Source organism: Halogeometricum rufum, assembly GCF_900112175.1.
Classification (GTDB): Archaea; Halobacteriota; Halobacteria; order Halobacteriales; family Haloferacaceae; genus Halogeometricum; species Halogeometricum rufum.
In genome coordinates this window covers 54371-77666 of the sequence record NZ_FOYT01000005.1, presented here as the reverse complement: position 1 = coordinate 77666, position 23296 = coordinate 54371, and the positions used below count along the sequence as shown (strand labels likewise).

Sequence of the window (23296 nt, the reverse complement as noted above, 5' to 3'; positions counted from 1 at the left end):
CCGCGACATCGCCGCTTCGGTTCCGACTCGTCTCGACACAACTCCGGCCGCCGTCGCGCACTGAAAGGGCGTGCGGACCGTAGCGGTGGCAACTGGGGACCCGAACGCATGGCCACACAGGACACGCACGTCGACCCGGCACAGTTCCTCGCCAACCTCCGCGCGTTCCGCTACCGCGAGGTGACGATGGCGCTCGCGGCACTCGCCGTCCTCGCGGGCGCCGTCGTCCTCTTCCCCGGCGCGGCGAACGTCACGAAGGGAGTTCAGGCGGACGTCGGCGCGGCGACCCTCGCCCTGTTCGTCGTCGTCGCCGTCCTCGCGGGGGCGATAAAGGGGATGCTCGGGTTCGGGTACGCGCTGGTCGCCACGCCCATCTTCGCGTCGGTCATCGACCCGACGCTCGCCGTCGTCGTCCTCGCCGTCCCGCCGTGGATGATAAACATGTTCCAGATCGGCGAGACCGACACGGGACTGGCGTTCGTCCGCGAGGAGTGGGCGCTGATGCTCCTGGCCGGCGTCGGCGCCGTCCTCGGCGTCTTCTTCCTCGCCGAGTTCAGCGCCGGTCCCATCGTCCCGTTCCTCATCGGCCTCGTCATCCTCGGCTACGTCCTGTTCCAACTGCTGGGGAACTTCGTCACCGTCGAGGAGGCGCACCACCCGGTCGCCCTCTCCACCGCGGGCTTCTTGGAGGGATTCCTCTTGGCCGTCTCGAACCTCGGACCGCTCCTGCCCGCCTACTTCCACACGTTCGAACGCGACGCCGAGCGCTACATCGGCGGCCTGTCGATGGTGCTCGGCCTCGTCTTCACCGTCCGCATCGTCCAGATGGCGCTGTTCACCGGCCTCCTGACGGCCTACCGACTGTGGCTCGGGTGCGTCGTCGCCGTGGTGACGCTGGTCGGCCTCCTCGGAGGGACGTACCTCCGGCGCGTCGAGGTGGACGAACGGCGGTTCAACTGGTTCGTCGTCGGTCTCCTGTTCGTCATCTCGCTCAACATCTTCCGGAAGACGATACCCGCGCTGTTCCTCTGAGTCGAGTCAGCCCGTTCCTCTCACTCCTCGTACGCCTCGCGAAGGTCCTCGACGTGGTTCATGACCAGTTCCAGCGTCGCGTCGGCGTCCACGTAGCCCCGTTCGTACTCGCCGTGCGCCGTGTCCACGTCCGAGAGGAACGTCGCCACCGCGTCTTCGAGTTCGTCTGCCATACTCGAAGGTCTGCCCGGCGGATAAAAAGGATCTCGCCGTCCCGCCGGCGCGACGCTGTCGGACTCCCTCGACCGGCGCCGAGTTTCGGCGGAACTGGCGACAGAGCGTGTACGCAGCACTCGAACACCGGTACCCCTTGTTTCGATGACTCACTAGCCCTGTTGGGGGTGTTCGCTGAATTCGGTTTTCGTTGCTTGCGGTCCCGTCCGAGAGTCGCTGGAACCGACCACAGGACTATGCGTCCAGAGACCCTAGTTAACGGATGGCAGACAACAAGAGCGGCCGAGACAAGCAAGCACGAGACGCCGAGCGACGCCAACGAGAGCGCGATATAGACGCAGAGCTGGAGCGCGGCGACGAAGTACAGCCACCGGTCGACGCTGGGGAACTCGGCGATCTGGAGGCGGAACTCGAAGTGCTGACGTTCCCGGCGACGGGACGCGATATCGTCGCGGCGGTCGGCGACCGAACGATCGAATCGGTCGAGGAGAGCTACACTCTCGGGGAACTAATACCGGAGACGGACGAGGAGACGTTCGACTCCCCGGACGCCGTCCGAGTGCTGGTCCAACGACCGACAGTTGCCGCGGCGATGAAACGGATCGTGGAAGCCAGCAAGACGCTCTCGAATACGGAGTTCAGTTGGTCACAGCGCAAAGCGTACGAGACGACGTTCGAGGAACTCGAAGCGATCGACGCCGACGACGACGACGAAGGGATTCGAGCCATCAGCGACTGGGTCACCGAGCAGATCCACGACAAAGAGAAGCTCCCGTCGTCCCGAGGGGTACGCCGTCAGGCGGCGAAGTTCTGCCGGGCCAACGGATATCAGGTTCGGAACGACGAGTGGCTCGGAATATAGACGGGCGACCACGAGCGACCGGGAGACACGACTGCTGACGAGCACCACGCGTGAGCGAGACGCGCGGTGTCTCTCGCACACCAGACCTATCCGCTGCCGAGAGTTCCGAGAGAGACGCCGACTCCTCCCCCCGTAGCCGGTTCCGCGGGTCCGCCGCCTCCGCGTCCGTTCGTTTATATCCGATGCCGCCCGAGAACCGCGTGTGCTCACGCTGACGTTCGAGGACGGGACGGTCCGCGTCGGCGGCCTTGACGAGTCCGCCGTCGCCGCCGCGGCCCTCCCGGGCGTGACGTGGGACGACCGCGGACTCGTCGCCCGCGCGCCGGCCCACCGCTACGCCGACCTCCGCGCCGAACTCGACGCCCGGGACCTCGCCTACGAGGACCGCGTCCGCCCGGCGACGCGTCTGGACCTCTCGCACGCCTACGACCTGCGCGACTACCAGCAGCACGCACTCGACGCGTGGCGCGAGAACGGCGACCGCGGCGTCCTCGAACTGCCGACCGGGGCCGGAAAGACCGTCGTCGCCGTCGCGGCCATCGCCGCACTCGGCGTCCCCACCCTCGTCGTCGTCCCGACGGTGGACCTCCTCGACCAGTGGCGACGCGAGTTGGCGACGGAGTTCGACGTGCCCGTCGGGCAGTTCGGCGGCGGCGAACAGACGCAGGAGGCCGTCACCGTCTCGACGTACGACTCCGCCTATCTGCGCGCCGAGGACGTCGGCGGCGACTTCGGCCTCGTCGTCTTCGACGAGGTGCACCACCTCGGCGGCGAGGGCTACCGCGACGTGGCCCGACTGCTGACCGCACCCGCCCGCCTCGGCCTGACGGCGACGTTCGAACGGCCGGACGGCGCACACGAGGCCGTCGCCGAACTCGTCGGGCCGAAGGTGTACGACCTGACGGTAGAGGAGTTGGCGGGCGAACACCTCGCCGACTACGAGGTGCGGCGCGTCGAGGTGAACCTCACGCCCGAGGAACGCGACCGGTACGAGGAGGCGCAGGGGACGTTCGTGGACTACCTCAAGCGGTCGAACCTCTCCTTCTCATCGGGGGCGGACTACCGGAAACTCGTGATGCGGTCGGGGTCGGACCCGCGGGCGCGGGAGGCACTCCTCGCGAAGCAACGCGCCCGGCGCATCATGATGAACGCCGACGAGAAGGTGGAGACGCTGGGTCGCCTCCTCGATAGACACCGCGACGACCGGGTCATCGTCTTCACCGCGCACACGGACCTCGTCTACCGCCTCTCCGAGCGCTACCTGCTCCCGGCGATAACCAGCGAGACGGGCGCGGCGGAGCGACGCGAACTGCTGGAGCGCTTCCGCGACGGGACGTACTCGCGCGTCGTCACGGCGAACGTGCTGGACGAGGGGGTGGACGTGCCCGACGCGAACGTCGCCGTCCTCCTCGCCGGCAGCGGGTCCGAACGCGAGTTCACCCAGCGGTTGGGGCGCATCCTCCGCCCGAAGACCGACGGGAGGACCGCGATACTGTACGAACTCGTCAGCGCCGAGACCGCAGAGGAACGGGTGGCCGACCGCCGCCGGTGAGGCGAGCGAGCGTCAGACGAGGCTCACGTCGAGTTCGCCGCCGCGGAGGAACGCCTCCTGCGACACCGACAGCGTCACCGAGAACGACGCCGTCTCGCCCGGTTGCACCGACAGCGTCGTCTCGCGGGTGTACGTCTCGCCCCCGACGGTCGCGCGCACTCGGACGGTGGCCGAGCGTTCGACGCCGCCGCGGTTGCCCACGTCGCCGAACACGCGGAGGGCACCGCTCTCGGTCGCCTCGAAGTCGAACGTCTCCACGTACAGGTCGGGCCTGTCCGGCGTCCGGCGGGACTGCCCCGCGGGCGGGTCCGGCGGGCGTCGGGGGCCCGTCCCGCGCGGGGGCGACCCGAGACACCCGCCGAGGAGGGCGAGGACGCTCGCCGAGAGGGCGGAGAGGACGGCGCGGCGAGTCTCCATGTACGCGGACATCTCGCCCGGCGGCATGAGCCTTCCCCTTCGCCGCGTCGCCGGGTTCGGGCCGTCGTGGACCCGTCGTCGTCGGGCTTTTGTCGCGGCGTCGCCAACGCTCGGCCGTGCTGACGAAGGACCTCCTCCGCGTCTCCCGGGCGGGCGGCGGCTACCACCCGCAGTTCGTGGGCCGGGAGTCGCGGCCCCTCGCCGCGCGCGTCCTCGGCGTCTATCAGGGGCACGTCGGCGAACCCCGCCACCGCCTCGACGACGCCCTCTCGTCGCTGGAACGCGAGGCGGACGACTTCAAACTCGTCCGCGGGTTCGCCGCCCTCCTCGACAGGGAGGCGACGTTCGAGGTGTCGGCCCCCCTCCCGCCCGTCCGGGTCCGCCGGGCGACGTTCGAGGAGGCGGAGGCCGCCGGGGTGCCGACGACGGAAGCGGCGCGAACGGCCGTCGTCGAACGCGTCGCGGACCGCCTCGGAACCGACTCGGCGGCCGTCGAGCGGTCGCTGTACGCCGACCGGGAGGTCAACGAGGTGCTGACGGAGTTCGACGCGCGGTGGTCGCCCGACTCGCTCCTGACGCAGTACGACCTCTCGCTCGCGCAGACGGCGCTGTTCGACGCCACTGAGGTCCGCGTCCGCAGTTCCGACCCGAAGCGCCTCGTCTCGGCGGTCAAGCGCCTCGGCCTGATGTACGAGATTCGCCGCGACGGCGAGACGCGCGAACTCGTCGTCACCGGCCCCGACGCGCTGTTCCGTCGGACGCGTCGCTACGGGACGGTGTTCGCGCGTCTGCTCCGGACCGTCGCCGGGACGGCCGAGTGGCGGTTGACGGCGACCATCGACGACCGGGGCACCGAACGCGAACTGACGCTCTCGGACGCCGACGTGTCGGTGCCGGACGTCGAACCGGTGACCGAACCCACGTACGACAGCGGGGTGGAGGCCGACTTCGCCGCGCGGTTCGAGGGGCTGGACCTCGACTGGGACCTCGTGCGGGAACCCGAACCGCTCGCGGCGGGCGCGCGGGCGATGATTCCCGACTTCGCGTTCGTCTACCGTCCCGGCGACGACGACGCTGATATCGGCGCGTCGGGCGACGAATCTCCCTTCCGCGTCTTCTTCGAGATAATGGGCTTCTGGACGCCCGAATACGTCGAGAAGAAACTCGACCAGTTCGCCACCGTCGACGACGACGTCGAACTCGTCGTCGCCGTCGACGAGTCGCTGGCAGTCGCGGAGGACGTGGCCGAACTCGACCACCGCGTCGTCACCTACTCGGGGTCCGTCCGGGTGAAGGACGTGGTGGACGTCCTCCGCGCCTACGAGGCGGAGTTGGTCGCGGCGGCGGCCGCGGCGTTGCCGGCCGAACTCTCCCCGGACGCCGACGCGGTGTCGCTCTCGGCCCTCGCCGACTCGTACGGCGTGAGCGAGGACGCTCTCGACGCGGTGTCGTTCCCCGACCACGAACTCGTCGGACGGACGCTCGTCCGGCCCGCGGTGCTGGACGCTATCGGCGACGAACTCGACGCCGGCACGTCGCTGTCGGACGCCGAGGAACTGCTGACGGCGCGTGGACTCACGGACGCCTCCGCGGTCCTCTCCCGCCTCGGCTATCGCGTCGAGTGGGAGGGACTGGGCGGCGGGACGCTCAGACGGAAGGAGTGAGTCCGGACGCCGCGGCGGGGAGCGCTCGACGCCGTCGCACGCTCCCCACCGTCTCGGGGACCGCCTCTCCCTCTCTCGACGTGCTTCTCCCCGTCTCACCTGCATTCATACCGCCCGGAGTCGTACCCGTTCCCATGGTCGTCATCGCCGAGTTTACTATCGACTCCGACGAGTTCATCCTCGGACAGGTTCTCGCTCGCCACCCGGGGACCCACGTCGAGATGGAGCGTATCGTCCCCGCGTCGGGCCGGGTCATGCCGTACATCTGGATGCACGGCCCGGATTTCGGGGCGTTCGAGGAGTCGGTTCGCTCCAGCGACTACGTCCGCCAACTCAAGACGCTCGACGTCGTCGGCGACAGAGCGCTCTACCGCGTCGAGTGGGAGGCCGACATCGAGAGTCTCCTCTACGGGATGGCGGAGACGGACGCGACGATTCTGGAAGCCCGCGGCGACGAGAGCTGGTTCTTCCGCATCCGGTTCGACGACCACTCCGGACTGACGGCGTTCCACAACTTCTGTTCGGAGAACGACATCACGTTCACGCTCAACCGGGTGTACACGCTGGCCGACGAGCAACCGGACGGGTACGCGTTCGAACTGACCGACGCCCAGCGGAACGCACTCGTCACCGCCGTCGAGGGAGGATACTTCGAGGTTCCGCGGCGGACGACGCTCACCGACGTCGGCGAGAAACTGGGCATCTCCGAACAGTCCGCCTCGGAGAACGTCCGCCGCGGCGCGAACAGTGTACTGACCAAGGTGTTGCTTCCACGCTCGGCCGATGACTTCAAATAGGTGACGTATATTACGGCCTCTCCCTCTTTAATCGCCTGAAATAACAGGGGGTGGGTATTACTGAAATCTTTCCCATTCGTACGTGTATGAGCAGGGAGAGCGAAGTTCAGTGGGACACGATTCTCGGGACGCTGGCGGACGAACAGCGACGACGCGTCTACCGGCGCGTCGTGGAAACGGACGGACCGACGTCGCTCGACGAACTCGTCCGGTATCTGGCGGGTGGACGGGACGCCGACGCCGCCGAACTGGCGCGCACCCGGGCGCGACTCCACCACGTCCACCTCCCCAAGTTGGCCGACGCGGACCTCGTCTCGTGGGACGGTGGCGACCGTGTCTCTCAGGGCGTCTTCTCGGACTATATCTCTCCGGACGTCGCGTCGCCGCCCTCGACCGTTTGCGCCGGAAGCATGGGAGGAGCGGATGACTGACCTCGTCGATGGACATAGAACGCACCTCCGGCGGCGAGGTCCACTCGCCGAACGACAGTGAGACAGACGAGAGCGTCACGTCTCGACTGCTGCACTGCGTGGCGGCGCTCAGAGGCGTCGACGTAGTCGACCTGCCACCGCTGGGACGGACGGTGGACCCCGAAGCCCTCGACGCACTGTTCCCGCCGAACGGAGACGGCGCGTGTTCGCTCAGCCTGTGGTTCGCCGAGACGCGGGTGACGGTCGACGAGAACGGCGACGTGTGGGCGAACCTGCCGGAAGAAGAGGGCTGAGGGCCGGCCGGCGGCTACGAGAGGTGGGCGACCGTCCGGTCAGGAGAGGTCCTCTTGCCGCCCCTTCGGCACCGTCGAGCGCAGTTCGCCGTGGAGGTAGAGGCCGACGCCGATGGGCTCCGTCGCGCCCTCAAACTCGTGGGCGGCGACGAGGTAGCCCCAGTCGCCGTCCCACCGTTCGAGTTCCTGGTCCTCGCCGCGCACGAACCGCTCGGCCTCCTCGTCGTCGAGGACGACGACGTTCTCGGTCGCCTCGCCGCAGAACCGCTGGACGGCGTTCGTCGAGGGCTTCCAGTGTTCCTGACGAGCGCGGAGGATTCGCAGGCCGAGTCCCTCGACGGGCGAGGGCGAGGGGACGTCCGCCGCGAACGCCCATATCTTCCCGTTGCCCTTCTCCCAGAACGTGTGTCCGTCCCACGTCTCCGGGGGGACGCCGTACCGTTGCTCCCACCACTCGACGACTTCCTCGCGGGTTGGTCGCCCGGCGACGACGCGCTCGGCGGCCGTCGCGGGGAGGCGGTCGAAGCGCTGGCCGTCGTTCTCGGGCGTCTGGTCCGTCGTCTCCGCGCCGACTTCGTCCTCGCCGCTCCGTTCGTCGCTCATGCCGTCACCTCCAGTTTCGCGCAGAAGAACCCGCCCGTGTCGTTGTGGTGCGGGTAGACGCGGTGGGCGAGTTCGACCGACGGGTCGTACTCGTCGTCCTCCCACTCGGTCACGCCGGGGGCCGTCTCGAACCCCTCGGGGGTGTCCCACTCGACGAGTTCGCAGTCCTCCTCGCCGAGGACGTGGTCCAGAACCGCCTCGTTCTCCTCGGGCGCGAACGTGCACGTCGAGTAGACGACGGTGCCGCCGGGACGGGTCGCCTGCACGGCGCGGCGCAGGATGCCCTTCTGGATGCCGGCGACGCTGTGGACGTGGTTCATCGTCCACCGGTCGAGGGCGTCGGGGTTCTTCCGAATCGTCCCCTCGCAGGAGCAGGGGGCGTCCACGAGGGCCCGGTCGAAGGCGTCGACGGCGGCGGGGTCGTCCGTCCCCTCGCCGAACGGCTTCAGCGAGTAGTTCCGCGCGTCCTGATTCGTCACGACGAGGTTGCTCACGCCGAGGCGTTCGGCGTTGTGCCGAAGCGCCGACAGGCGGCCGAGGTTGTTGTCGTTGCCGACGAGGACGCCGGTGTCGTCCATCAGGTCGGCAAGTTGCGTCGTCTTGCTCCCCGGGGCGGCGCAGGCGTCCCAGACCACGTCGCCCGGGTCGGGGTCGAGTGCGAGTGCCGGGAGGGCGGACACCTCCTCCTGCCCGTGGAGCCAGCCGTGGAAGTAGGGCCACGTCGTCCCGGGGCCGCGTTCGTCGAGTTTCAGCACGCCGGGGTGCCAGTCGGTGACCTCGTAGCCGACGTCTTCGGCGTCGAGTGCCGTACGCGCGCGGTCCACCGTCGTCTTGATGGTGTTGACGCGGACGACCGAGGGGAGCGACCGGTCGCAGGCGGCGAAGAACGCCTCCTCGTCGTCCACGAGCGGCGCGTACCGCTCTAAGGGGTTCATTACCCACCCGTACCGGAGGGGGGCGCTTGTGGGTTTCGGACCGCGCGTCCCGTCGGTGACTCCGGCCGGCGTGGGGTTCGGCGTCCGAGACGCCGCCCCACCGCGGTTTTACGTCAGGCGCGCGCCAAGACCCGACCATGGCCAAGATAGACGTCCTCGACGATAGCGTGTCGCTCACCGAACCGACGATGGTCGAAGGGTTGCCGGGCGTCGGTCTGGTCGGCAAGATAGCCGCCGACCACCTCGTGGAGGCGTTCGACATGGTGCACTACGCGAACGTCTACTGCCAGGGTGTCCCCAAGGTCGCCGTCTACCACGAGGACGACCCGTCGCTCTCGACGCCCGTCCGCATCTACGCCGACGAGGAGCACGACATGCTCGTCCTGCAGGCCGACGTGCCCATCGCGCCGGGGGCGGCGACGGAACTGGCTACCTGCCTCTCCGACTGGTTCGACGAGATGCGAGTCACCCCGCTGTTCCTCTCGGGCCTCCCGACGGAGAAGACGGACGAGGTGCCGGCGCTCCACGCCGTCGCCGCGGGCGCGGGCGCGGACCGACTCGCCGACGTCGGCCTCGACGCCCCCGACGAGATGGGCCTCATCTCCGGGCCGACGGGCGCGTTGCTGCACCACGCCATCGAGAACGAGCGCACGGCCATCGGGCTGGTCGTCGAGTCCGACCCGCGGTTCCCCGACCCGGAGGCGTCCCGCGTCGTCATCAAGCAGGGCATCGAACCGCTGACGGGCGTCGAGGTGCCGGTCGAGAACCTCGTCGAACGGGCCGAGGAGATTCGCAACGCGAAAGAACAGCTCGCGCGGCGGATGCAACAGGCCGACGAGGAGAGCACGCAGGCGCAACCGCTCCGGATGTATCAGTGAGGGCGTGCGGGCGAAGCGTCGGCCGAGTCGTACAACCTTAAGCCGCGTCACCCGTTTTGGTCAGACATGACCGACGAGTCCCCCGAGGGCCGTGTTTCCGAGAGTGAAGACGCCGACGCCGCGGCAGAGGCGGAACGGAACGGGGAAGCCGAGGCCGTGGGCGCGGAGGCGACGGACGGCGAGATGGCGGGCGGCGAAGCGATGGACGACGAGGCCGCCGAGGCGGGCGCCGAAGACGGCGTCTCGTCGCGGGTCGCGGCGTACGACGAGGAACTCGCCGACGAGGTGGCCGAACTCGAGAGCCGCGTCGCGCGACTGGAGACCGAACTCGCCGAGAAGGACGAGGAGGCGGACGAACTCCAGGACCGACTCAAGCGGACGCAGGCGGACTTCCAGAACTACAAGAAGCGCGCGAAGAAGCGGCAGGACCAGATTCGCGAGACGGCCACCGAAGACTTCGTCGAACGCGTCGTCACCGTCCGCGACAACCTCGTCCGCGCCCTCGACCAGGACGAGGACGCCGACATCCGACCGGGTATCGAGTCCACTCTCGAAGAGTTCGACCGCATCCTCGCGACGGAGGACGTGTCGACCATCGACCCCGAACCGGGCACCGACGTGGACCCCACGCGTCACGAGGTGATGATGCGCGTCGCGAGCGACCAACCCGAGGGCACCGTCGCCGACGTCTACCAACCGGGTTACGAGATGGCCGAGAAAGTCATCCGCGAGGCGCAGATTACCGTCAGCACCGGCGACGAGGAGTAAGCGCCGCTTCGGTCGACCGAGACTGGCCGCTTGGCGTACTATTTTGTCCGCTCGCTGTCACCCACTCGCCGTGCGACTTCCGTTTCGAAATCGGTTCCGCGAGACGCCCCGCATCCGCTTTTCGGTCCACGGCGACGGCGACGAAGACCTGCTGTTCGTCCTCGGGTGGGGGAACGAACCCGACCACGAGCACGTCTCGTGGTTGCTGGACAGACTGGGCGAGACGTACCGCGTCCACGCCGTCACCATCCCGACGAACGGGTGGGACTTCGAGGACCAGTATCTCGCCCCCGTGCAGTCGTACTACGAGGACGGCGACTTCGACGCGGTGCTGAGTCACAGCACGGGCGGACTCGTCGCGGCACACCTCGCCGAACGCGTGGACGACCCCCCGCGGAACGTCTTCTTGAGTCCGTGGTGGGGGACGGCCCCGAACGAGGGGTTCGAGTCCGTGGTACTGCCGTACGTCCTGCGTCTCCCCACCGCGCGACGACTGTTCACGGTGGACCGCGACGTCTCGGCCATCGGGGACCTGAAGTCCGAAGCCGAGTTCGAGGAGGGGCCGCGGGGAGTCTCGCCCGCGTTCCTGCGGACCGTCGTGGACGCGCAGGCGAGACTGCCCGCGTTCCGCGAGGGCGACGTGGTGTTCTGCACCCTCTCGGACCGCGTCGTGGGCGTCCGCGCCATCGGCGACCGGACGCCCGCGGCCAACCTCCGCGCGTACGACGGCGGACACGAGTTCTTCGCCTCGTCCGGCCGGGAGGCGGTCCTCGACGACGTTCTCGCCGCCCTCGACGAGGGGCCGGCGGCCGTTCGGTGAGTCGATTCCACACCGCGGCGGGTCGACTCCGCACCGCGGCGTGTCGGCGTCGTCGCCGCGTCCCGGCGGCCGTTCACCCTCGGCACACGGTAACGTGTCGAACGAGAACGACTGACTGCGGTTCGATAAAAAACCCTGTCACATCGCACGGGCGGAAACTAAAAAACCGACCGACGGCGGCGACCCACCCGAGCGACGCCGACGCTCCCGTCTAGTAACCTTTAACCGATTTAGACCAGTAGTTGCCGTCAAGATGGCGAGCAACAAGATTCTCGGTATCGACCTCGGTACCACGAACAGCGCATTCGCGGTGATGGAGGGCGGCGACCCCGAAATCATCGTGAACGCCGAGGGCGACCGCACCACTCCCTCCGTGGTGGCGTTCACCGACGACGACGAGCGTCTCGTCGGCAAGCCCGCGAAGAACCAGGCGATTCAGAACCCCGACCACACCATCCGCTCCATCAAGCGGCACATGGGTGAGGACGGGTACACCGTGGACATCGAGGGCGAGGAGTACACGCCGGAGCAGATATCGGCGATGATCCTCCAGAAGATAAAGCGCGACGCCGAAGACTACCTCGGCGACGAGGTGGAGAAGGCGGTCATCACCGTCCCCGCGTACTTCAACGACCGACAGCGACAGGCGACGAAGGACGCCGGCGAAATCGCCGGCTTCGAGGTCGAACGCATCATCAACGAACCGACCGCCGCCTCGATGGCGTACGGGCTGGACGACGACTCCGACCAGACCGTCCTCGTCTACGACCTCGGGGGCGGGACGTTCGACGTGAGCGTCCTGGACCTCGGCGGCGGCGTCTACGAAGTCGTCGCCACGAACGGGGACAACAGCCTCGGCGGCGACGACTGGGACCAGGCCATCATCGACTGGCTGGCCGAGGAGTTCCAGAACAACCACAACATCGACCTCCGCGAGGACCGGCAGGCGCTCCAGCGCCTGAAGGACGCCGCCGAGGAGGCGAAGATAGAGCTCTCCTCGCGCAAGGAGACGACCATCAACCTGCCGTTCATCACGGCGACGGACTCCGGGCCGGTCCACCTCGAGGAGAAGCTCACCCGCGCGAAGTTCGAGTCGCTCACCTCGGACCTCATCGAGCGCACCGTCGGTCCGACGGAGCAGGCCCTCGACGACGCCGGCTACACGAAGGAGGACATCGACGACGTCATCCTCGTCGGCGGTTCGACGCGGATGCCGCAGGTTCACGAGCAGGTCGAGGAGATGCTCGACATCGAGCCGAAGAAGAACGTCAACCCCGACGAGGCCGTCGCCCTCGGCGCCGCGATTCAGGGCGGCGTCCTCGGCGGCGAGGTGGACGACATCGTCCTGCTCGACGTGACGCCGCTCAGCCTCGGTATCGAGGTGAAGGGCGGCCTGTTCGAGCGTCTCATCGAGAAGAACACGACCATCCCCACGGAGGAGTCGAAGATATTCACGACGGCGGCCGCGAACCAGACCTCCGTGCAGGTGCGCGTCTTCCAGGGTGAACGCGAGATAGCCGAGGAGAACGAACTGCTCGGCGAGTTCCAACTCACCGGCATCCCGCCGGCGCCCGCCGGAACGCCGCAGATCGAGGTCACGTTCAACATCGACGAGAACGGCATCGTCAACGTCGAGGCCGAGGACAAGGGCTCCGGCAACGCCGAGTCCATCACCATCGAGGGCGGTGCGGGCCTCTCCGACGAGCAGATAGACCAGATGCAGGAGGAGGCCGAGCAGCACGCCGAAGAGGACCAGCAGCGCCGCGAGCGCATCGAGGCCCGCAACGAGGCCGAGAGCGCCGTCCAGCGCGCCGAGACGCTCCTCGAAGAGAACGAAGAACAGATAGACGACGACCTGCGCGCGGACATCGAAGCCGCGATGGACGACGTGGAGGCGACGCTCGAGGACGAGGACGCGACGAAGGAGGACCTCGAAGGCGCGACGGAGGCGCTCTCGACGGAACTCCAGGAGATCGGCAAGCAGATGTACCAGCAGCAGGCGCAGGCCCAGGGCGCTCAGGCCGGCGGCGGCGCCGGACCCGGTGGTGCCGGACCCGGCGGCGCGGGCGGTATGGGCGGTATGGGCGGCATGGGCGGTCAGGACGGTGGTCCCGACGGCGACGACGACGAGTTCGTCGACGCCGACTTCGAGGACGTGGACGACGAGGACGAAGACGACGAGAACTGACGCCTCGCCGACACCGACAACCGAGATTCTGTCGCCACCGACCCGTTCTTTTGAAGTAGTTCAATCGAGTAACCCAGATAACGAATGAGCGAGGACTTCTACGACGTACTCGGCGTCTCGCGCGACGCATCCGAGGACGAGATCAAGAAGGCCTACCGCAAGAAGGCCGCAGAGTACCACCCGGACGTCTCCGACGAGGACGACGCGGAGGAGAAGTTCAAGAAGGTGAAGAAGGCCAAGGAGGTCCTCACCGACGAACAGACGCGCCGGCAGTACGACCAGATGGGCCACGAGCGGTTCGAACAGGCCGAGAAGCGCGGCGGCGTCGGCGGCGGCGCCGGCGGGATGGGGGGACAGGGCAACCCGTTCGGCGGTGCCGGCGGCGGGCAGGGCAACCCCTTCGAGGACATCTTCAACCAGTTCTTCGGCGGCGGGGGCGGCATGGGCGGGCAGGGCCAACAGCGCAACCGCCCGCGGCAGGGCCAGAACCTCCGCACCCGCGTGAGTCTGGACCTCGAAGAGGCGTACGAGGGCGTCGAGAAGCAGTTCTCCGTCACCCGGCCCGAACGCTGCCCCGAGTGCGACGGCGATGGCCACCCCGACGACGCCGAGGTGAACACCTGCCCGCAGTGTAACGGACAGGGGCAGACCACCACCGTCCGCGACACGCCCCTCGGCCGCGTCCAGCAGACGCAGACCTGTCGCCGGTGTGGCGGCGAGGGGCAGACGTACAGCGAGACCTGTTCGCGGTGCGACGGCGACGGCGTCGTCCGCGAGGAGGCGACGCTGACCGTCACCATCCCCGCGGGCATCCGCGACGGGCAGACCCTCCGGATGGAGGGCGAGGGCGCGCCCGGCGAGAACGGCGGCCCGAACGGCGACCTGCTCATCGAGGTGTCCATCAGCGAGCACGACGACTTCGAACGCGACGGCGACGACCTGTACCACCGCCTCGCCATCTCCTTCCCGCAGGCCGTCTTCGGCGCGACGGTGGAGGTGCCCACCGTCACCGGGACGACGGAACTGGAGGTGCCGAAGGGGACGCAGAGCGGCGAGTCGTTCCGCATCCGCGACGAGGGGATGCCGCACCTGCGCGGGCGCGGGAGCGGCGACTTGCACGTGCAGGTCCAGGTCGTGACGCCGGAGAACCTGAACAGCGAACAGCGCGAGGCGCTCGAAGCGTTCGCGGAGGCCGGCGGCGAGGAAGTGAACGTCAAAGAGGGCTTCTTCGAGAAGATAAAGAACTCGCTGTAATCACCGCACCTCGCTCGCCGTTCGCGTTTCTCGCCGTCCGCGACACTCTCTCGCGTCGACCGGTCACCTATCGTGGCGGTGCCAGTAGTTGCAAATGGCCGCCACTCGTACCACCGCACGTATGTCCTACACGAGAGCGAACTACGGGGACGTGGAGGCCAAGAGCGACGCGATGCACTTCATGCGCGACGAACTCGACGCCGAGAACCTCGGGTTCACCCTCGTGGAGGCCGAACCGGACTGGGTCGGTATGGAACACGACCACGCGGACGAGGGTCACGAAGAGGTGTACTACCTCACGCGCGGTCACGCGACGCTGGTCGTCGACGACGACGAGGTGGAACTGAGCGAGGGCGACGCCGTGCGCGTCTCGCCCGACGCCACGAGACAGCTTCGAAACGGCTCCGAAGAGAGCTGGCTCGTCGTGGTCGGCGCGCCGTAGACCGACTCCCGAGAGGCCGCCCGCGGTGCGGCCGCGAGTCGGCGACGCGTCGGGCGTCGTCGCTCGCGACGCCGTCGCTCCCGGTCGGTTCTTCGAATCCGACGGCTCCCGAACGTTATTTCGCTCCTCTCCCAACGTGCGCTGATGACCGCCGGTAGCGACGACCGAACTCCCGTGACACTCGTCAGCGGAACGCTCGGCGCGGGGAAGACGACGCTCGTGAACCGCGTCCTGCGGAACGAAGCCGGCTACGAGGTGGCCGTCCTCGTCAACGACATGGGCGAGGTCAACGTGGACGCTCAGTTGGTCGCCGGCGACGCCGACGGCGACGTGGTCGACCTGACGAACGGCTGTATCTGCTGTCGGCTGAACGACGATTTGGCCGACGAGGTGGTCCGCCTCGCGGACGACCGCGAGTTCGACTGCCTCCTCGTGGAGGCGTCGGGCATCAGCGAACCGTACCCCGTGGCGAAGACGTTTCTGGAGGAAGACCGGGTGAGCGACCGGTACCGCCTCGACACGCTGGTGTCGGTCCTCGACGCGTACGGCTTCTGGAAGGAGTTCGACCCGGAGACGAACCGCCCGGACGCCAGCGACGCCGGCGGCCGCGAACTCGCGCAGGTCCTCGTGGACCAGGTGGAGTTCTGCGACGTCCTCCTGTTGAACAAGTGCGACCTAGTCCCCGACGACGCCCTCGACGACGTCGAAGACGTGGTCCGGGAACTCCAACCGCGGGCGGAACTGCACCGGACGACGCACGCCGACGTCTCCCCGGAGACGGTGCTGGACACCGGCCTGTTCGACTTCGACGCCGTCAGACGCTCCGCCGGGTGGAAACGACATCTCGCGGAGCGCCACGACCACGCCGACGGTGACCACGACGACCACACCGGCGGAGACCACGCGGACCACGACCACGCCGACGGCGAGAGTCACGGCGTCTCCTCGTTCTGCTACGAGACGACCCGTCCGTTCCACCCCGAACGGTTCGACGCGTGGATAGACGAGTGGCCGTCCGGCGTCTACCGCGCGAAGGGCTTCTTCCTCCTCGCCACGCGCCCGGAGACGGTGATGGGACTGAACCGCGCCGGTCCGTCGGTCACGGCGGGCCCCATCGGCGAGTGGCGGGCCGAGGACGACCCGGCGACCAGACTCGTCTTCATCGGCACCGAGTTAGACGAGGCGGCGATTCGCGAGCAACTGGACGGCTGTCTCCTGACCGACGAGGAGGCGACAGAAGAGACCGACGCGGCGGCGTTCAGCGACCCGTTCCCGACGGCGTGACCTGCTCTCGGAGTTCGTCCCACTCCTCCTCGAAGCCGTAGTTCGACTCCCTCTCGGCGGCGGCCGCCTGCGCCGACTGGTAGACGTCGTCGTACTCCAGGAGGCGCGACCAACCCTCGTCCATCATGCAGTAGAGACACATGTTGGACCCGTCTTCTCACCGAACGAACATGGCTATTGCCCCCGACACCCGCGGCATCAGTTCTCACGGCTGACATTCTCACCCAAAACTATATCACCGACTGCGATTTGTTGCAGGTGATGACCGAACAGATGCTGTCAGGCTACCGTGCAGTCGTGAGAGGCAAGTGCGACCACTGCGAGTGGCACGCCCTCACGACGACGTATCCGGAGATGGTCGAGATGTACCACGACCACCTGCGCGACGACCACCCGAAGGCGTGGGTGCGGGCCTGAGACCGAGCGAAAAAATCGCGGGTGCGGACGCTGACGCGGACGACGCTACGGTTCGAGGAGTACCTTCGTGACGCCCTCTTCGCGCTTGTCGAACGCCTCGTACATCTCGGGTGCCTCGTCGAGGCCGACGCGGTGTGAGACGACCCAACTCGGGTCCGCGCGACCCTGGATGATGAGGTCGCGGAGTTCCCGGTTGTACTGCTTGACGTTGCACTGACCGGTTCCGAGACGCTGTCCCTTCTCGAACAGTTTCCCGAAGTCGATGCCGAGGCGACCCTGCGCGGCCATCTCGTCGGGCGCGCCGGGGTCAGAGGGGACGTACAGGCCGGGGATGCCCAGTTGGCCCGTCGGCCTGACGGTCTTGATGAGTTGGTTGAGGACGACGGCCGGGTTCTCCTTGGCCGGGTCGTACGGTTCGTCGGAGTCACGCACCTTCTCGGGGTCGATGGCCTGATAGCCGACGGCGTCGACGCCTCTGTCGACTTCGTCGCCGTGAGCGTCGATTATCTGCTCGACGGGGTCGCCGTCCTCGAAGTTGATGGCCGTCGCGTCGCAGTGCTTCTCGGCGAGTTCGAGGCGACTCGGCACCCGGTCGACGACGTAGATTTCGGCGGCGCCCTTTATCTTGGCGCTGTAGGCCGCCATCAGACCCACCGGTCCCGCCCCGTAGACGGCGATGGACTCGCCCGGTTCCAGACCGGCGAGTTCGGTTCCGTGCCACCCGGTCGGGAAGATGTCCGCCAGGAGGGAGAACGAGTCCTCGTGTTCGTCGCCCTCCGGCAGTTTCAGCGCGTTGAAGTCGGCGTACGGGATGCGGAGTTTCTCCGCCTGTCCGCCCTTGTACGGGCCCATCGCGACGTAGCCGTACGCGCCGCCGGCGAAGCCCGGATTGACGTTCGTACAGAAGCCGGTGTAGCCGTCCTCGCAGTTCTCACAGAAGCCGCAGGCGACGTTGAACGGCGCGACCACGCGGTCCCCCTCCTTCAGCGTGTCCACCCCGTCGCCGACGTCGGTCACGATACCCATGTTCTCGTGCCCGAAGACGATGCCCGGTTCCGCGGCGGTCCGACCCTCGTACATGTGGAGGTCCGACCCGCAGATGGCCGTCGTCGTGATGTCGATGAGGACATCGTTCGGGTGTTCTATCTCCGGTTCGTCGACTTCCTCTATCGCTACGTCCTTCGGTCCCTGATAGACCACGGCTCTCATTGACATGTCATGCCACCACACGATACTGGGGAGCTATTCCTATTATGTCATTTTACGCTCGAAGGAGATTGTCAATTCGCCGAGTATATCGGCACCCCGCGCGCCGACCGGGACACGTAGTCCGTTCGATAGTTCCGGCCGAATCGGACCGCCGCGGCGGGACGACGGACCTTTGCCGGTCGCCGCCCTCTCTGCGGACGTGACCTCCGACGCACCGCCGCAGCGAGTGGCCGACGCGAGGGTCGTCGGCGACCTGGTCGCCCGGGACCGCCGGACCGGCGCGCCGGCCCTCCGCGACGACGCCTCCGGCCGTTCGTACAGTTACTACGACTTCGTGACGACGACGTACAAGGCGGGGAACGTCCTCCGCTACCTCGGCGTCCGCGCCGGCGACGGGGTCGCCGTCGCCCCCGACTTCCTCCCGGAACCCGTCCTCACGTTCTACGGCGCGGCGCAGTTGGGGGCCGTCACCGCCTTCGGCGCGGACGCGTCGTCGCCCCCGCGGGCGACGGTGGTCGGCGTCGAACGCGAGGCCGAGTTCGACCTCCCGCCGGGACACAAACTCGCCGTCTACGGCGGCGCGCCGGACCGACCGGAGACGACGCACTGGGAGAAGGAGGTGTGGAGCGAGAACCCCGCGGTCCACCCGTCGGAGGTGTCGCCGTCGGACGCCGTCCTCCGGGCCGACGGACGGACGTACGCCCACGCGGACCTCCTCGACGCGGCCGTCGCCGTCGTCGAAGGGTGCGACGTCGCCCCCGGCGACGCGGTGGTCGTCCGCGACTCGTTCGACCGACCGGGCGTCGTCGCCGCCGGCCTCCTCGCGCCGATTCTGGCCGGCGCGGTGGTCGTGTTCCCCGACGCGGGGACGGTCGGCGACGTGAGCGTCGGGACGGGTCCCGAAGCGCGGTCTATCGCCGTCGCGGACGTGCTCTGAGGACCGGGCGTTCGCCCCCCGAGTCTCGCCTCGTTTCGCGAACCGCCGTCGTGCGCTCTCGCCTCGTTTCGCGGAGCGCCGTCGCCCCTTTCAGCGCGCCTCGCGTATCTCGTCCAGTGCGTCGGGGTTCTCGATGCTGGAGAGGTCGCCGGGGTCGTCGCCCTGGTGCACGGCGGCGATGGCGCGGCGGATTATCTTGCCCGACTGGGTCTTCGGGAACTCCGAGACGAACTTGAGTTCGCGCGGGCGGAACGGCTTGCCCTGTTCGTCGCCGACCAACTCGCGCAGTTCCTCGCGCAACTCCTCGCTCGATTCGACGCCGTCTTCGAGGACGACGTAGGCGACGACGGCGGTGCCCGTCGTCTCGTCGTCGACGCCGACGACGGCGGCCCGGTTGACGGCGTCGTGTTCGATGAGGACGCTCTCTATCTCCGCGGGACCGACCTTCCGGCCGGCCACGTTCAGGGCGTCGTCGGCGCGCCCGTGGAGGAACCAGAAGCCGTCTTCGTCCTTCTGCGCCCAGTCGCCGTGGTCCCACAGCGGTGGGTCCTCGAACGTCGACCAGTACTCCTCGAGGTAGCGTTCGTCGCCGGACCAGAGGCTCTTCGTCGTCGACGGGCAGGAGTCGCGGGCGACGAGGAAGCCGCGTTCGTGCGTGTCGGCGATGCTCTCGCCCGTCTCGTCCACGATGTCGACGTTCATCCCCAGTCCCGGCCCCCCGAGCGAACACGGCTTCAGCGGTTGGGTCGGCATCGGCATGAGGAAGCAGCCGCATATCTCGGTGCCGCCGGAGATGTTCATGATGGGCGTGTCGCCGCCGCCGACGTTCTCGTAGAACCACATCCACGACTCGGGGTCCCACGGTTCGCCCGTCGACCCGAGGAGGCGGAGCGACGACAGGTCGTAGTCGTCCAACCACTTGTCGCCGTACTTCCTGAGCGCTCTGATGGCCGTCGGCGAGATGCCGAAGGTGGTGAGCCCGTGCCGTTCGATCATCTGCCAGAACCGGTCGGGTTCGGGGTGGTCCGGCGCGCCCTCGTACATGAACACGGTGCCGCCGAACGCGTGGTTGCCGATGAGCGTCCACGGCCCCATCATCCACCCGATGTCGGACACCCAGAAGAAGCGGTCCGAGGGCTTGTGGTCGAAGCCGAAGTGTATCTCCTTGGCCGTCTGCAGCAGGACGCCCGCGTGCGTGTGGACGATGCCCTTCGGTTCGCCCGTCGTCCCCGAGGAGTAGAGCAGCATCGACTCCTGCGCGGAGGGGAGTTCCTTCGTCTCGTAGTGGCTGTCGGCCTCCTCGACCGTCTCGCTCCACCAGTCGTCGCGGCCGGTCCACTTGATGAACTCGTCCTGTCTGTCCGCGATGCCCAGTCGGTCGTAGACGACGGTGTGTTCGACCTGCCCGGCCTGCTTGATGGCGGCGTCAGCGCCGTCCTTCAGCGTCACCTCGCCGCCGCGGCGATAGAAGCCGTCGGCGGTGAACAGCACCGAACAGCCCGAATCCTCGATTCTCGTCGCCGTCGCGTCCACGCCGAACCCCGAGAAGATGGGGACGGCGATGGCGCCGACTTTGAGACAGCCGTAGAGGATGGACACCACCTCGGGAATCATCGGCATGTAGAGGCCCACCGTGTCCCCCGTCTCGATGCCGTACGACTCCAAGACGTTCGCCACGCGGTTGGCCTCCCGGTGCAGGTCGTGGTACGTTATCTTGCGCTCGTCGCCGGGTTCACCCTCCCAGATGAGGGCCACGTCGTTCCGCGCCGCCGCGTCGGGGGCGGCGTGCCTGTCGAGGACGTTGTGCGCGACGTTGATGGTGCCGCCGGGGTACCAGTCGGAGAACTGCGGGCCGTCCGTGTCGTCGCGGACGGTGTCGTAGTCAGAGTAGAAGTCGATGCCGAGGTAGTCGGGGAGTTCGTCCCAGAACCAGTCCACGCCCGACTCGGCGACCCCGTCCACGTCGGTGCAGGTGCGCCGAATCAGTTCGTCGTAGTCGTCGATGCCGTACTCCTGCATGAACGCGTGGACGTTCGTCGACTCCACGAACTCCTGCGACGGTTCGTGGACGACCTCGTCCGTGTCGGGTATCTCCATGACGTACCCTGATTGTCCGCGTCGTGGGAAGTAACTTTCCCGAACGTTAATCCGACTCTCGAATTTATCCGGAACGTTTATCTAGGTTTCGTCCACCATTCCTGCCGTTATGTCCACAGAGACGAGTTCCGGCTCCGCGATTCAGCGCTTCGGTGCCCGGATGTCGAACGTCGTCGAGCGGGTGATGCCGAGTCCGTTCCTGTTCGCCATCCTCCTGAGCTACGTCGTCTTCGTCGGCGGCGTGGTCGTCGAGGGGGCGAACCCGGCGGCGATGGTGACGTACTGGTACGACGGCTTCTGGGTGCTCCTCAGCTTCGCGATGCAGATGGTGCTCATCCTCGTGACGGGTTACGCGCTCGCGTACCACCCGCTCGTCCAGCGAGGCATCGAACGGCTGACCGCAGTGCCGAACGACGGCAAGCAGGCCGTCGTCCTCGTCGGCCTCATCTCGATGGTCGTCGCGTGGGTCCACTGGGGGCTCGGCCTCATCGTCGGCGCGGTGATGGCTCGCGAGATGGGCCGACAGGCCGCCAAACGAGACTTGCGAGTCCACTACCCGCTGCTCTGTCTGGCCGGCTACATGGGCATGGGGCTGACGTGGCACTGGGGACTCGCGGGGTCTGCGCCCCTCCTGATGAACACGCCGGGTAACGTCTTCGTCGAACAGGGCATCGTCTCCGGTCTGATTCCCACCTCGGAGACGGTGTTCCACCCGTACACGCTGACGCTCGTCGTCACCGGCATCCTCTACACCGCCCTCGTCCTCTACCTCCTCGCGCCCCAACCGTCGAACGCCGAGGGCATCACGAACTACGTCGCCGAGTCGAAACTGTTCGACTCGGCCGCCGACGGCGGCGACGACGCCGCCGTCACCGACCCGGACGCCGTCGGCGCGGACGCGGGGCCGGCGACGGTTCCCTCGACGCTGGGCGAGAAGATAAATCAGAGTCGGGTCGTCGGCGGCGTCATCGCCCTCACGGGCGTCGCGTTCGCCGCCTACTCGTTCGCCACGCAGGGGCTCTCGGCGCTGAACCTCAACATCGTCAACTTCCTGTTCCTGTTCCTCGGCCTCGCGCTCTACACGCGGCCGAAGGCGTACCAAGAGCAGTTCTACGACGCCATCACCTCCACGGGCGGCATCGTCCTCCAGTTCCCCCTCTACGCCGGCATCATCGGCATGATGAACAACTCCGGGCTCTCGGGGACGATGGCCGAGGCGCTCGTCTCCCTCTCGACGCCGGCGACGTTCCCGGCCGTCGCGTGGATGACGGCCGCCGTCATCAACGTCTTCGTCCCCTCCGGCGGCGGCGAGTGGACGGTCATCGGCACCACCGTCCTCCAGGCGGCGAACGAACTCGGCGTGCCCGCGGGGCAGGCCACCATCGCCTACGCCGTCGGCGACGCGCACACCAACCTCCTGCAACCGTTCTGGGCGCTCCCCCTCCTCGGCATCACGGGCATCCGCGCCCGCGACATGTTCGGCTACGGCGTCACGATGCTGCTGCTGTTGATTCCGTTCCTCGCCGTCGGCCTCATCTTCATCCCCTACTGAGGCGCTCGCCGGGGCGTCCGACGCCCCACAAATCCTTTTCCGGCCGCCCGCCTACCTCCCGCTATGTACGTACGGGACGCCAAGAACCGCGAAGAGGTTTGGTTACTCGACCGCATCGAGGAGTCGGGACTCGAAGACCCGGCGTTCCGTTCCCGCGACTACGTCATCGCCCTCGACGAACGGACGAACAGGAAGGCCGGGTTCGGCCGGATTCGCGTCCACAAGGTCGACGACGAGGAGTGGTGCGAACTCGCGTTCGTCTTCACGCTGGAAGAGTGGCGCGACCAGGGCGTCGGCGCGCACGTCGTCGAACGTCTGCTGGCGAAGGCGAGCGACGAGTCGTTCGACCGCGTCTACACGTTCACGGTCGAACCCGACTACTTCCTCACGTTCGGCTTCCAACCGGTCGACAGCGACGACCTGCCGGAGACGCTCCGGGAGCGACTGGAGACGGTCCGCGCCGAACGCGGCGAGGACGCCATCGCCATGCGCGTCCAACCCGGGCGGTTCCGGATGCCCGAGGAACTGCGGGAACGGTTCAAGACGGCCACGCCCGCGGACACCCCCGACCCCGGCGAGGTGGAGATAGAGGAGACGGCCGAGGACTTCGGCATCGACCCCGAGGAGACGACGTACAAGTACGACACCGGGGGGTAGACGCCGGGGACGGGACGGGGCACCGGGTCCGCG

25 protein-coding genes are annotated in these 23296 nt (G+C 67.8%); 18 read left to right on the top strand and 7 right to left on the bottom strand.

Annotated elements, in window-relative coordinates:
* Positions 1-108 precede the first annotated feature (108 nt).
* Complete coding sequence (locus BM310_RS18525; protein ID WP_089810595.1) at positions 109-1032, top strand: sulfite exporter TauE/SafE family protein; 924 nt, start codon at positions 109-111, stop codon at positions 1030-1032.
* Between the two features lie 20 nt (positions 1033-1052).
* On the opposite strand, the gene BM310_RS21565 is transcribed toward BM310_RS18525, so the two are convergent.
* Positions 1053-1205 (bottom strand): hypothetical protein, encoded by a 153-nt coding sequence (locus BM310_RS21565; protein WP_177232703.1) that lies wholly within the window; start codon positions 1203-1205, stop codon positions 1053-1055.
* Between the two features lie 263 nt (positions 1206-1468).
* Here BM310_RS21565 and BM310_RS18520 point away from each other — a divergent pair, with 263 nt between their 5' ends.
* Both BM310_RS18520 and BM310_RS18515 read left to right on the top strand, forming a co-directional pair.
* Positions 1469-2068 carry a DUF5789 family protein gene (locus BM310_RS18520; protein ID WP_089810593.1) on the top strand — a complete coding sequence of 200 codons (600 nt, stop codon included), beginning with the start codon at positions 1469-1471 and terminating at the stop codon, positions 2066-2068.
* Positions 2069-2270: 202 nt separating this feature from the next.
* Positions 2271-3620 (top strand): DEAD/DEAH box helicase, encoded by a 1350-nt coding sequence (locus BM310_RS18515; protein WP_089810591.1) that lies wholly within the window; start codon positions 2271-2273, stop codon positions 3618-3620.
* A 12-nt stretch (positions 3621-3632) separates the two neighbouring features.
* Here BM310_RS18515 and BM310_RS18510 read toward each other — a convergent pair whose 3' ends face one another.
* Positions 3633-4037, bottom strand: coding sequence for a proline-rich domain-containing protein (locus BM310_RS18510; protein ID WP_177232702.1), 405 nt, complete (start codon positions 4035-4037; stop codon positions 3633-3635).
* Positions 4038-4153: 116 nt separating this feature from the next.
* Here BM310_RS18510 and BM310_RS18505 point away from each other — a divergent pair, with 116 nt between their 5' ends.
* The 4 genes from BM310_RS18505 to BM310_RS18490 all read left to right on the top strand — a co-directional run bounded on the left by BM310_RS18505 (position 4154) and on the right by BM310_RS18490 (position 7222).
* Positions 4154-5701: a DUF790 family protein gene (locus BM310_RS18505; protein ID WP_089810588.1), complete on the top strand. Its 1548-nt coding sequence runs from the start codon at positions 4154-4156 to the stop codon at positions 5699-5701.
* A gap of 134 nt (positions 5702-5835) precedes the next feature.
* Complete coding sequence (locus BM310_RS18500) at positions 5836-6498, top strand: helix-turn-helix domain-containing protein (protein WP_089810586.1); 663 nt, start codon at positions 5836-5838, stop codon at positions 6496-6498.
* Between the two features lie 86 nt (positions 6499-6584).
* Positions 6585-6929, top strand: coding sequence for a DUF7344 domain-containing protein (locus BM310_RS18495; protein WP_089810584.1), 345 nt, complete (start codon positions 6585-6587; stop codon positions 6927-6929).
* Positions 6930-6937: 8 nt separating this feature from the next.
* Positions 6938-7222 carry a HalOD1 output domain-containing protein gene (locus BM310_RS18490; protein WP_089810582.1) on the top strand — a complete coding sequence of 95 codons (285 nt, stop codon included), beginning with the start codon at positions 6938-6940 and terminating at the stop codon, positions 7220-7222.
* Positions 7223-7261: 39 nt separating this feature from the next.
* Here BM310_RS18490 and BM310_RS18485 read toward each other — a convergent pair whose 3' ends face one another.
* Positions 7262-7825 carry a DUF7122 family protein gene (locus tag BM310_RS18485; RefSeq protein ID WP_089810580.1) on the bottom strand — a complete coding sequence of 188 codons (564 nt, stop codon included), beginning with the start codon at positions 7823-7825 and terminating at the stop codon, positions 7262-7264.
* Positions 7822-8760, bottom strand: coding sequence for an RsmB/NOP family class I SAM-dependent RNA methyltransferase (locus tag BM310_RS18480; protein ID WP_089810578.1), 939 nt, complete (start codon positions 8758-8760; stop codon positions 7822-7824). Before BM310_RS18480 ends, BM310_RS18485 begins: the two co-directional genes overlap by 4 nt.
* A 137-nt stretch (positions 8761-8897) precedes the next feature.
* Here BM310_RS18480 and BM310_RS18475 point away from each other — a divergent pair, with 137 nt between their 5' ends.
* The 7 genes from BM310_RS18475 to BM310_RS18445 all read left to right on the top strand — a co-directional run bounded on the left by BM310_RS18475 (position 8898) and on the right by BM310_RS18445 (position 16394).
* Positions 8898-9638 carry a proteasome assembly chaperone family protein gene (locus BM310_RS18475; RefSeq protein ID WP_089810575.1) on the top strand — a complete coding sequence of 247 codons (741 nt, stop codon included), beginning with the start codon at positions 8898-8900 and terminating at the stop codon, positions 9636-9638.
* A gap of 66 nt (positions 9639-9704) precedes the next feature.
* The gene (grpE, locus tag BM310_RS18470) at positions 9705-10406 is read left to right on the top strand and encodes a nucleotide exchange factor GrpE (protein ID WP_089810573.1); all 702 of its coding nucleotides are present in this window, start codon (positions 9705-9707) and stop codon (positions 10404-10406) included.
* Positions 10407-10518: 112 nt separating this feature from the next.
* A complete protein-coding gene (locus tag BM310_RS18465; protein WP_089810905.1) occupies positions 10519-11226 on the top strand; it encodes an alpha/beta fold hydrolase in 708 nt (235 codons plus the stop codon).
* A 253-nt stretch (positions 11227-11479) separates the two neighbouring features.
* A complete protein-coding gene (dnaK, locus tag BM310_RS18460; RefSeq protein ID WP_089810571.1) occupies positions 11480-13414 on the top strand; it encodes a molecular chaperone DnaK in 1935 nt (644 codons plus the stop codon).
* A gap of 84 nt (positions 13415-13498) precedes the next feature.
* A complete protein-coding gene (gene dnaJ / locus BM310_RS18455; protein WP_089810570.1) occupies positions 13499-14668 on the top strand; it encodes a molecular chaperone DnaJ in 1170 nt (389 codons plus the stop codon).
* Positions 14669-14789: 121 nt separating this feature from the next.
* A complete protein-coding gene (locus BM310_RS18450) occupies positions 14790-15110 on the top strand; it encodes a cupin domain-containing protein (RefSeq protein ID WP_089810568.1) in 321 nt (106 codons plus the stop codon).
* A gap of 144 nt (positions 15111-15254) precedes the next feature.
* The gene (locus tag BM310_RS18445; RefSeq protein WP_089810566.1) at positions 15255-16394 is read left to right on the top strand and encodes a CobW family GTP-binding protein; all 1140 of its coding nucleotides are present in this window, start codon (positions 15255-15257) and stop codon (positions 16392-16394) included.
* Here the strand turns inward: BM310_RS18445 and BM310_RS21560 are convergent.
* The gene (locus BM310_RS21560) at positions 16369-16536 is read right to left on the bottom strand and encodes a hypothetical protein (protein ID WP_177232701.1); all 168 of its coding nucleotides are present in this window, start codon (positions 16534-16536) and stop codon (positions 16369-16371) included. The two genes, BM310_RS18445 and BM310_RS21560, sit on opposite strands and share 26 nt — an antisense overlap.
* Positions 16537-16655: 119 nt before the next feature.
* On the opposite strand from BM310_RS21560, the gene BM310_RS21555 reads away from it, so the two are divergent.
* Positions 16656-16811, top strand: a complete 156-nt coding sequence (locus BM310_RS21555; RefSeq protein WP_177232700.1) for a hypothetical protein — start codon at positions 16656-16658, stop codon at positions 16809-16811.
* Positions 16812-16856: 45 nt separating this feature from the next.
* Here the strand turns inward: BM310_RS21555 and BM310_RS18440 are convergent, their stop codons facing one another.
* Entirely contained in the window at positions 16857-18020 is a 1164-nt protein-coding gene (locus BM310_RS18440) for a glutathione-independent formaldehyde dehydrogenase (protein ID WP_089810564.1), read from the bottom strand.
* Between the two features lie 199 nt (positions 18021-18219).
* Here BM310_RS18440 and BM310_RS18435 point away from each other — a divergent pair, with 199 nt between their 5' ends.
* On the top strand, positions 18220-18957 hold the full coding sequence (locus BM310_RS18435) for an AMP-binding protein (RefSeq protein ID WP_245778546.1): 738 nt from the start codon (positions 18220-18222) through the stop codon (positions 18955-18957).
* Between the two features lie 90 nt (positions 18958-19047).
* Here the strand turns inward: BM310_RS18435 and BM310_RS18430 are convergent, their stop codons facing one another.
* Positions 19048-21054: an AMP-binding protein gene (locus BM310_RS18430; RefSeq protein ID WP_089810560.1), complete on the bottom strand. Its 2007-nt coding sequence runs from the start codon at positions 21052-21054 to the stop codon at positions 19048-19050.
* A 109-nt stretch (positions 21055-21163) separates the two neighbouring features.
* Between BM310_RS18430 and BM310_RS18425 the strand changes: the two genes are divergently transcribed.
* Positions 21164-22606, top strand: a complete 1443-nt coding sequence (locus tag BM310_RS18425; protein WP_089810558.1) for a short-chain fatty acid transporter — start codon at positions 21164-21166, stop codon at positions 22604-22606.
* Between the two features lie 63 nt (positions 22607-22669).
* Complete coding sequence (locus tag BM310_RS18420; RefSeq protein ID WP_089810556.1) at positions 22670-23263, top strand: GNAT family N-acetyltransferase; 594 nt, start codon at positions 22670-22672, stop codon at positions 23261-23263.
* The last annotated feature ends 33 nt before the right edge of the window (positions 23264-23296 follow it).